Source organism: Hyphomonas pacifica (assembly GCF_000682675.1).
Taxonomy (GTDB): Bacteria; Pseudomonadota; Alphaproteobacteria; order Caulobacterales; family Hyphomonadaceae; genus Hyphomonas; species Hyphomonas pacifica.
Map to the genome: position 1 here is coordinate 24,287 of NZ_AWFA01000026.1, position 10,123 is coordinate 34,409.

At 60.4% G+C, this 10,123-nt stretch carries 8 protein-coding genes; 6 read left to right on the forward strand and 2 right to left on the reverse strand.

Translation table 11 applies throughout. The annotated features are described in order from the left end of the window. Window positions 1-112 precede the first annotated feature (112 nt). From HY2_RS09680 to HY2_RS09705, 6 genes are all read left to right on the forward strand, one after another. On the forward strand, window positions 113-2,281 hold the full coding sequence (locus HY2_RS09680; RefSeq protein ID WP_034827104.1) for a primosomal protein N': 2,169 nt from the start codon (window positions 113-115) through the stop codon (window positions 2,279-2,281). 165 nt (window positions 2,282-2,446) lie between these two features. After that, window positions 2,447-3,022, forward strand: coding sequence for a F0F1 ATP synthase subunit delta (locus tag HY2_RS09685; RefSeq protein ID WP_034827105.1), 576 nt, complete (start codon window positions 2,447-2,449; stop codon window positions 3,020-3,022). 8 nt (window positions 3,023-3,030) lie between these two features. Further along, complete coding sequence (gene atpA / locus HY2_RS09690) at window positions 3,031-4,566, forward strand: F0F1 ATP synthase subunit alpha (RefSeq protein WP_034827107.1); 1,536 nt, start codon at window positions 3,031-3,033, stop codon at window positions 4,564-4,566. A gap of 37 nt (window positions 4,567-4,603) precedes the next feature. After that, entirely contained in the window at window positions 4,604-5,482 is an 879-nt protein-coding gene (locus HY2_RS09695; protein WP_034827109.1) for a F0F1 ATP synthase subunit gamma, read from the forward strand. Window positions 5,483-5,530: 48 nt separating this feature from the next. Continuing rightward, complete coding sequence (gene atpD / locus HY2_RS09700) at window positions 5,531-6,955, forward strand: F0F1 ATP synthase subunit beta (RefSeq protein WP_034827111.1); 1,425 nt, start codon at window positions 5,531-5,533, stop codon at window positions 6,953-6,955. Window positions 6,956-7,062: 107 nt separating this feature from the next. Then, complete coding sequence (locus tag HY2_RS09705) at window positions 7,063-7,470, forward strand: ATP synthase F1 subunit epsilon (RefSeq protein ID WP_034827113.1); 408 nt, start codon at window positions 7,063-7,065, stop codon at window positions 7,468-7,470. A 77-nt stretch (window positions 7,471-7,547) separates the two neighbouring features. On the opposite strand, the gene HY2_RS09710 is transcribed toward HY2_RS09705, so the two are convergent. Next, window positions 7,548-8,213 (reverse strand): DsbA family oxidoreductase, encoded by a 666-nt coding sequence (locus HY2_RS09710; protein ID WP_034827116.1) that lies wholly within the window; start codon window positions 8,211-8,213, stop codon window positions 7,548-7,550. Window positions 8,214-8,256: 43 nt separating this feature from the next. Further along, window positions 8,257-9,708, reverse strand: coding sequence for a pyridoxal phosphate-dependent decarboxylase family protein (locus HY2_RS09715; protein WP_034827117.1), 1,452 nt, complete (start codon window positions 9,706-9,708; stop codon window positions 8,257-8,259). Window positions 9,709-10,123: the final 415 nt, after the last annotated feature.

A 10,123-nucleotide genomic window follows, 5' to 3' on the forward strand; every position in this document is an offset into this window, starting at 1 on the left:
TTGACATCATCCAAGGCGTAGGGCCCGGCGCAACACCTTGCAAGCGGTATCGCTGGGGCAGGGCAGCGCAAGGCGGGATGACGCGGCGCGATACGGGGGCTAGGAGTCGGGTATGCCTGTCGCGCGAATTCTCTTTCCCTTACCTCTGCCGGAGCCGTTTGATTATGCTATCCCGGTAGGGCTGGCTGTGCCCGAAGGGGCCTATGTTGCGGCGCCGCTTGGCAAGTATGAGCGCCTCGGCATTGTGCTGGAGATATTGCCCGATAGTGCAGGTGAGGGCCGCAAGCTGAAAGAGGTGGCGCATGTCTATGATGCGCCGCCCATGCCGCGATCTATACGGGATTTTATCCTGTGGGCCGCGAAATACACAGTCTCGCATCCGGGGCATGTGCTGGGCATGGTCTTGCGCGCACGGGCCGGGCTTGGGCCATCGCCCACCGAGACGGTTTACCATCTGACCGGGCAGGAACCGCTCCGACTGACCGAGGCGCGCAGCCGCCTTCTCGCCGCCGCCGAGGAGCTTGGCCCGCAGACCGCAACAGCGCTCGCGGCTGCCGCAGAGGTTTCGTCCGGTGTCGTGAAGGGGCTTGCAGAGGCGGGCGCGCTAAGGCCGGAAGTTGTGGAGACAGACCTGCCCTATACGGAGCCATCCCCGGACCTTCCCGGCGCTGTGCTAACTGATGAGCAGGCCGAGGCCGCAAAGGAGTTGACGGCCGCCGTGGCGTCTGGCGGCTTCCACACATTTCTGATTGATGGGGTCACCGGCTCCGGCAAGACGGAAGTCTATTTTGAGGCCATTGCAGAGGCGTTGCGACGTGACCCTGAAGCGCAGATCCTCGTCTTGCTGCCGGAAATCGCGCTGACGCAGGCGATTCTCTCACGCTTCGAGGCGCGATTCGGCGCGGCACCTGCGCCCTGGCACTCAGGCCTTTCCGACAAGGATCGTCGCCGCACCTGGCGGGAAGTCGTGCATGGCCGTGCGCGAATCGTTATTGGCGCCCGCTCCGCCCTGTTCCTTCCGTATCGCCGCCTGAAGCTGATCATCATTGATGAAGAACATGATGGCAGCTACAAGCAGGAAGACGGCGTCACCTATCATGCGCGCGACATGGCGGTAATGCGGGCAAAGCTGGAAGAGGCCGTCGTTGTACTGGCTTCGGCCACGCCTGCGCTGGAGACGATGGTGAATGCGGAACTCGGCCGCTACACGCGGCTACAGCTGTCTGCACGCCCCGGTGCGTCGCGCTTGCCGGATGTGGAGCTGGTGGATTTGCGACGCGCACCGCCGGAGCGGAATCACTGGCTGTCGCCGCACCTGATCCGGGCCATGCAGGAGACGTTCGAGGCGGGTGAGCAGACACTTCTGTTCCTCAACCGTCGTGGCTATGCGCCGCTTGTCATCTGCAAGAGCTGTGGGGAACGCCTGAAGACGCCTGGCACAGAGAACTGGCTGACCGAACACCGCTATACCGGACGTCTCGTCTGCCATGTCACCGGCTATTCCATTCCGAAGCCCAAGACCTGCCCGCATTGCGGGGCGGCGGATTCGCTGATGGGCGTCGGTCCAGGCGTGGAGCGCGTGGCGGAAGAAGTGCGCGTTCTGATGCCGGAGGCGCGAATTGAGATTTTCTCCTCAGATACGGCGCAGGGCGGTGAAGCGACACGGGGAATCGTGGACCGGATGGAGCAGGGCGAGATAGATGTCCTGATTGGCACGCAAATCGTCGCCAAGGGCCACAACTTCCCGAATCTTACGCTGGTGGGGGTTGTGGACGCCGATAGCGGCATGAAGGGCGGAGACCTGCGCGCAGGCGAGCGGACATATCAGTTGTTGAGCCAAGTGGCGGGCCGTGCCGGGCGCGCCGAACGGCCAGGCCGGGCGCTGGTGCAGACCTATGCGCCGGACAATCCGGCCATGCTGGCCCTGGCAGACAATAATCGCGATGGCTTCCTTCAGATCGAGCGGGATGTGCGGGCTGAACTGGGCCTGCCACCGTTTGGGCGGCTCGCTGCAATGATTCTCTCTGCGCCCTCAGCCGAGATGGTGGACCAGGTGGCGCAGGAAGTGATCGCTCAAGCACCGAATGGGGAGGGAATCGAGGTCTTCGGCCCGGCCCCCGCGCCGATTACGGTATTGCGCGGCCGTCACCGGCGGCGATTCCTCGTCAAAGCCCCCAGAAATGTTGATCTTTCAGCCTATATGGCTGTCTGGACAACACGTTTGAAGCTGCCGAATCCGGTTCGGATGTCTGTGGATATCGACCCATACTCTTTCCTGTAGGCGCGGACGCCGTAGGGGAATGCCAGTTCGCCGCAGGCAATGGCGCTTCGGCGATGTTGTCAGGCTGAAAGACTGATGCTAAGCGGCGCAAAGTTTTTGTGGGCGCGCACAGCGTGTGCGCAGCCCTGCGCTGTATTTTCTGGGCTAATCCGGCCTGATTCAACCATGGACGACCGAACCTTGGCTGCAAACAAAGTGACACACGCGAGTGAAGCTGCCCGGCGCTATGCCAGCGCCCTCTTCGAACTCGCTCAGGACAAAGGCGCCGTCGCCGACGTCCACAATGATTACAAGGCGTTCGTCGCCATGGCTGAGGAGTCCCAGGACCTGACCCGTCTTCTGGAGTCTCCGGCTTTCTCTCGCGATGAGAAGGTGAGGGCTCTGGCTGAAGTGGCGAAGAAAGCCGGCATGACGGACCTGCTGGCGAAATTTATCGGCACGATGGCCCAGAATGGTCGTGCGCGTGATATTGTCGACGCGCAGCACGCCTTTGACGAATTGTATGCGAAGCAGCGCGGCGTGAAGCGCGCAGTTGTTCGCACTGCAAAGGAAATGTCTGGCGCCGAGCGTCAGCGCATCGAATCAATCCTCGCCAAGGCCGTTGGCGGCGAGGTGGAACTTTCCAGCGAGGTAGACCCCTCGTTGATCGGTGGCATACAGCTGCGCATCGGCTCTCAACTCGTTGACGCCAGCCTCGCCGCCAAACTGGATCGCATGAACACCGCCATGAAGGGAGCATGAGTAGCTCGATGGATATCTCAGCAGCAGAAATTTCGGGCATCCTGAAGTCGCAAATCGAAAGCTTTGGCGCTGAAGCCGAAGTGTCCGATGTCGGCCAGGTTCTGTCAGTCGGCGACGGTATCGCCCGTATCTATGGCCTTGACAGCGTTCAGGCCGGCGAAATGGTCGAATTCGATGGCGGCATTAAGGGCATGGCCCTGAACCTGGAGAGCGACAACGTGGGTGTCGTTATCTTCGGTGATGACCGCAGCATTAAAGAAGGCGACACCGTCAAGCGCCTCGACGAGATCGTGTCGGCTCCGGTCGGCAAGGGCCTGCTGGGCCGCGTCGTGAACGCGCTTGGTGAGCCGATCGACGGCAAGGGTCCGATCACGGATATTGCTGAGCGTGCCCGTGTTGACGTGAAAGCGCCAGGCATCATCCCGCGTAAATCCGTGCATGAGCCGATGATGACGGGTATCAAGGCCATTGACGGCATGATCCCGGTCGGTCGTGGTCAGCGCGAGCTGGTCATTGGTGACCGCCAGACCGGCAAGACGGCTGTCTGCGTTGATGCCATCCTGAACCAGAAAGCGACCAATGACGCGGCGAAAGACGACAGTGAGAAGCTGTTCTGCGTCTACGTTGCTATTGGTCAGAAGCGTTCGACCGTGGCCCAGGTGGTCAAGACGCTCGAAGAGCGCGGTGCCCTCGACTACACGATCGTTGTGGCTGCCACGGCATCCGAACCGGCTCCAATGCAATACCTCGCACCGTTTACCGGTTGCGCCATGGGTGAGTGGTTCCGTGACAACGGCAAGCACGCCCTGATCATCTATGATGACCTTTCCAAGCAGGCTGTGGCTTACCGCCAGATGTCCCTGCTGCTGCGCCGTCCGCCGGGCCGGGAAGCCTATCCGGGTGACGTGTTCTACCTGCACAGCCGTCTGCTGGAGCGCGCCGCCAAAATGGGTGACGCTGCCGGTGCTGGCTCCCTGACGGCTCTGCCGATCATTGAGACCCAGGCCAATGACGTGTCTGCCTACATCCCGACCAACGTGATCTCCATCACTGACGGTCAGATCTTCCTTGAGACGGACCTGTTCTACCAGGGTATCCGCCCGGCTGTGAACGTCGGTCTGTCCGTGTCCCGTGTGGGCTCTGCAGCCCAGACGAAGGCCATGAAGAAGGTTGCCGGTTCCATGAAGGGCGAACTCGCCCAGTATCGTGAGATGGCCGCCTTTGCGAAGTTCGGTTCCGACCTCGACGCCGCAACCCAGCGCCTGCTGAACCGTGGTGCCCGCCTGACGGAACTTCTGAAGCAGCCGCAATACTCGCCGCTGCTGATGGAAGAGCAGGTTATCGTGATCTACGCTGGTACGCGTGGCTACCTCGACAAGGTCGAACTGAAGGATGTCACCCGCTACGAGAAAGAGCTGCTGGCTCACGTGCGCGGCGCGAAGACTGACCTTCTGAAAAAAATCCGCGATGAGAAAGCTCTGACGGACGACATCGAAGCCGAGATCAAGAAGACGCTCGACGATTTCACGTCGAAATTCGCCTGATCGCCCGTAGACCGAGAACGAAGAACGAAGGCCTGACATGCCCAGCTTGAAGGACCTCAAGAACCGGATCTCCAGCGTGAAATCCACGCGGAAGATCACCAAGGCCATGCAAATGGTGGCCGCGGCAAAGCTGAAGCGCGCACAAGAGGCCGCAACAGCTTCGCGGCCCTATGCCGAGCGTATGGCCTCGGTTCTCGCAAACCTGTCTGCGTCTGCCGGTGCGGGCGGGCCGAAACTGCTGACCGGCACCGGTTCGGAAGATACGCATCTGATCGTCGTTTTGACGGCAGAACGTGGTCTTGCCGGTGGCTTCAACACCTATGTGGTGAAGTTGGCCAAGCAGAAGATTGGTGAACTCCGCGCCGAAGGCAAAACCGTGAAGATCCTCACGGTCGGCAAGAAGGGGCGCGAACAGCTGTCCCGCGAATATGGCGACCTGTTTGTTGGTCATGCCGATCTGTCCGGGGTGAAGGGTGGAGACTTTTCGGAGTCAGCCATCAGCCTCGGCAAGAAGCTGACTAAGGATTTTGAGGCTGGCGAGTTTGATGTTGCGACGCTCATCTACTCCCAGTTCAAGAACGTCCTCAGCCAGGTGCCGACGGCGCAGCAGATGATCCCGGCCTCCATGCCGGCAGAGGCTGAGGATGCCAAAGTCGGTAACGCGCTCTACATTTACGAGCCGTCAGAAGAGGGCATTCTCGAAACCCTGCTGCCGCGTTACATCAACACGCAGATCCTGTCCGCAATGCTGGAGAGTGCTGCGGGTGAACAGGCCAGCCGCATGACCGCGATGGACAACGCCACCAACAATGCTGGCGAAATGATCGACTCGCTGTCGCTGCAATATAACCGCGCCCGCCAGGCGCAGATCACCAAGGAGCTGATCGAGATCATCTCCGGGGCCGAGGCACTCTAGCATGGCCCAGACTGTATCCTTATACCCGCTCCAAAGGAGACGACCCGCATGAGCACTCCCGCAAACGCCAAAGGCCGCGTGTCTCAGGTCATCGGTGCTGTTGTCGACGTCGAGTTCGACGGCGAACTGCCCGCCATTCTGAACGCGCTCGAAACAGATAATAACGGCAACCGCCTGCTGCTGGAAGTTGCCCAGCACCTGGGTGAGAGCACTGTCCGCACCATCGCCATGGACTCCACAGAGGGTCTGGTGCGCGGTCAGGCTGTTGCCGATACCGGCAGCCCGATCACCGTTCCGGTTGGTCCGGCAACGCTCGGCCGCATCATGAACGTCATCGGCGAGCCGATCGACGAGCGTGGCCCGGTGGATACCGACATGCGTCGTCCGATCCACGCGGAAGCGCCGGAATTCGTTGACCAGTCGACCGAGTCCGAAGTGCTCGTTACGGGCATCAAGGTTGTTGACCTGCTCTGCCCGTATGTGAAGGGCGGCAAGATTGGCCTGTTCGGCGGTGCCGGTGTGGGCAAGACGGTTCTGATCATGGAGCTGATCAACAACATCGCGAAACTGTTCGGGGGTTACTCCGTGTTCGCCGGTGTGGGTGAGCGTACCCGTGAAGGGAACGACCTTTACCACGAGATGATCGAATCCAAGGTTATCGACCTGGAAGGCGAGAGCCGTATTGCTCTGGTCTATGGTCAGATGAACGAGCCTCCGGGTGCCCGTGCGCGTGTGGCTCTGACCGGTCTGGCTCAGGCGGAATACTTCCGCGACGAAGAAGGCAAAGACGTTCTGTTCTTCGTGGACAACATCTTCCGCTTCACGCAGGCCGGCGCAGAGGTGTCCGCACTTCTCGGCCGTATTCCTTCCGCTGTGGGCTACCAGCCGACGCTGGCAACCGACATGGGTGGCCTGCAGGAGCGTATTACCTCCACGACCAAGGGCTCCATCACCTCGGTTCAGGCCGTTTACGTTCCGGCTGACGACCTTACCGACCCGGCGCCTGCCACGTCCTTTGCCCACCTTGATGCGACGACGGTTCTCAACCGTGCCATCGCCGAGAAGGGTATCTATCCGGCCGTGGACCCGCTGGACTCCACCAGCCGTATTCTCGATCCGATGATCGTCGGCGAAGATCACTACAATGTTGCGCGTGGCGTGCAGGAGATCCTCCAGCGCTACAAGGAACTGCAGGACATCATCGCCATTCTCGGCATGGACGAGCTGTCCGAGGAAGACAAACTGGCCGTGGCCCGTGCCCGTAAGGTTGAGCGCTTCCTGTCCCAGCCGTTCGACGTGGCTGAAGTCTTCACCGGCTCCCCGGGTGTCCAGGTGAAACTGGAAGACACGATTGCTGGCTTCAAAGGCCTCATCGCCGGTGAGTATGATCACCTGCCCGAGCAGGCCTTCTACATGGTCGGCAATATGGAAGAGGCGAAAGCCAAAGCCGAGAAAATGCTGGCTGACGCGTAAGTCACCCAATTTCCCGTTCCCGTCCTGGCAAACAAGCCGGGCGGGGGCGGACACTGGACAATCCCTTCGCCGGAGCGTCCTGAGTGAAATCCAAGGATCAAGAGAGTATGGCCGACAAACTCCACTTTTCGCTCGTTTCCCCCGCCAAGGAGGTTTTCTCCGGCGAGGTGGACCATGTGATCGCGCCCGGCTCTGAGGGTGAGTTCGGCGTGCTGGTCAACCACGCGCCCTTCATGACCACGCTCAAAAATGGCGTTGTCCGCGTGCTTGAGAACGGCACCACCAAGATGCGCATTTTCGTGCGCGGTGGTTTTGCGGACGTCACCTCCGAAGGCCTCACCATCCTCGCTGAGGAAGCCCGTCTGTTGGAAGACGTGACAGCGGCCAGCGTTCAGGAAGAGATCGATGCCACGCTGCTGAAGATCCAGTCCCTCGACAAGGATGATTCCGCACGCATCACGCTGCAGGAACATTTCGACTATCTCGAAAGCCTGAAGGCCGCCCTGGTCCACTAAGGCCAGCGCGATACCAGACACAAAAAACGCCGCTCCAGACCGGGGCGGCGTTTTTGTTTGTTCTGTTGCCAGCCAGCTTATCCCGCAGGGCGTTCTTCCGGTTCGTGGGTGGCGGCATGGCGGATGAATTTCGCCAGCTTTTCGGAGGTCTCCGCGCCCTGGGCGGCGAACTGGCGGTTGGCGATATAGGTCGGCACGCCGGTCACGCCCATCTGGCGGAACAGATTGGCCTCATTGCGCACATTTTCAACATCGGCATCTGTGGCCAGCAGATCCGCGACGATTTTCTGGTCCAGGGCAATCTGGCCCGCAATATCCACGAGCACCTCATGATCGCCAATGTCGCGCCCGTCATGGAAGAAAGCCTTGAACAGCGCTTCCTTGGCGGCGGAGCCTTGCTCCTGGCCCTGCGCCCAGCGCACCAGGCGGTGGGCATCAAAGCTGTTGGGCCGGCGAGTAATCTTGTCGAACTGGTAGGGGATGCCTTCTTCCTGGCCATAGTCGATCAGGGCCTGACGCATCGCGCTGGCGCGCTCCTTGCCCTCATCAGAGCCAAATTTCTCCCGCATATATTCCTTATAGTCGACACCGCCCGCCGGCACCGACGGGTCCAGCTCATAGGGGCGGAAGATCAACTGAACGTCGACATCCGGGGTCAGGGCGATTGCGCCTTCAATCCTGCGCTTGCCCAGCCAACACCAGGGGCAAACGAGGTCCGATACCATTTCGATTACAACTGTCATGGCCCATAAGTAGGGCCGCTGAGGTCAAGGTTCAAATAAAGCTTCAGTCAGATGTCAGGTCGGCAGCAATCCGCTCGATTTCGCGCACCAGCAGATCAAGGTCTGAAAACTGCGTGCGATGGTTGGTGATGTTCACGCGAATGGCCAGGCGTCCGCTGATCCGTGTAGTCGAGGGTGCCGCAATGCCCTGAAGTTGCAGCTGCATGACGATATCCTCGTTCAGCGTGTTCAGCGCCTCATCGCTGAGGCCGGCGCGCACATAGCGGAAACAGCAAATTTGCATCGAGACAGGCAGCAGAAGCTCCAGATCCGGCGCCGCCTGCACCAGTTCGCCCAGATAGGCGGCCTGCTCGCAATTTCGGGTGATAAGACGGCCGAGCTTTTCTTCGCCATGTTCGGCAATATGCGCCCACACTTTCAGGGCGCGAAAGCCGCGTGACAGTTCCGGGCCAAATTCGACAGGCCAGGGGCTTCCGGCTGCCAGGCCGCGCTCGCTGGATTTCAGATAATCCGGCCTGTCAGAGAAACTGCGCAGATGCGCCTCGCCAGACCGAACAAGGATACAGCCGGCATCATAATTCACATGCAGCCATTTATGGAAATCGAAAGCCAGTGAATCTGCGCGTTCCAGCCCTTTCAGGCGCGGACGCAGGCGCTCGCTCAATATGCCGAGCGCACCGAAGGCGCCGTCTACATGGAACCATAAATTCTCCGTATGCGAAATATCTGCCAACGTATCAAGGTCGTCGATCGTGCCCGCATTCACGGATCCGCAGGTTCCGGCGATCATGAACGGGGTGCAGCCTTCGGCGCGGTCTTTTGCGATCATCTCCTTCAGGGCTGACACATCCATAATATGGTCCGGCGTGACGGGGATGCGACGCAGGGCATCTGAGCCAAGGCCCAGCATGTCAAACGCCCGCGCAATACAGGCATGGGCTTCGCTGGAAGTGTAGCCGACAAGTTTCTGTCCGCATACGCCGCCTCTGCGGCTTTCAAAGTCAAGCTGGCTGTCGCGCGCCACTTTCAGGCCGATAATGGTCGCCATGGACGTGCCGGAAACGATCAGGCCGGTTGTGGTCTCTGGAAAGGAATAGAGGCGGCGGCACCAGTCTATCACCTCGCGCTCGACCTGAATGGCGCCATGATTGCGCCCGCCGGTATTCGCATTCATTGCGGCGGCGGCCATGTCTGCGGCCAGATTGGCAGGCGTGCCTGACCCATGTACCCAGCCGAGGAAACGCGGATGCGTATTCCCCACGCCATAGGGCAACAGATAACGCAGCGTGCTGTCCACCTCGTCGGGGCTGCGCGGGGCCCCATCCAGGCTGAATTTCGCGCGCAGGTCTTCCGGTGGTTCCGTCCAGACACGGCCTTCGCTGGCGGTGCGCATCTTGCCAATGGCGGCGTCCAGCATGCTGTGCAGACGGGCGGAAAAGGCCTCCCAGTCTGTTGGGTCCAGGCTTTCCTGTGGGGGCTGTTTATCTGAAGTCATACCTTACCGATCACGCCTTTTTCGCAATTGCACAATGTCTATACGCGATAAGGGGTAAATGGGTCGCACCCTGCTGTATTTCCTGCATGACATCGCGGAAACCGCCTGAATTTTTTGAAGCAGGCCCGTTTGTGATGCATGCCGCGCCCTGTGAGCCCACTCCCTCTCTTCCGCTCACCTTGGCGCATGCCGGGGTCCAGGGCGGCAGGTACGTAAGTTTGTGGGATAGATAGGGATGCAATCCCCACACCGCGCTCGTGCTTCGACTTCGCTCGAGCCGAGAGCACTTCTCTTCTTCCCCCGCGCACCAAACTCATCCTGAGCGAAGTCGAAGGATGTAGCGACAGAGGGCCAAAGCCCAATCCGTCTGATAGCTCCCCGTCCCATACTGCCCCTCTGCTCACACGGGGGCCGG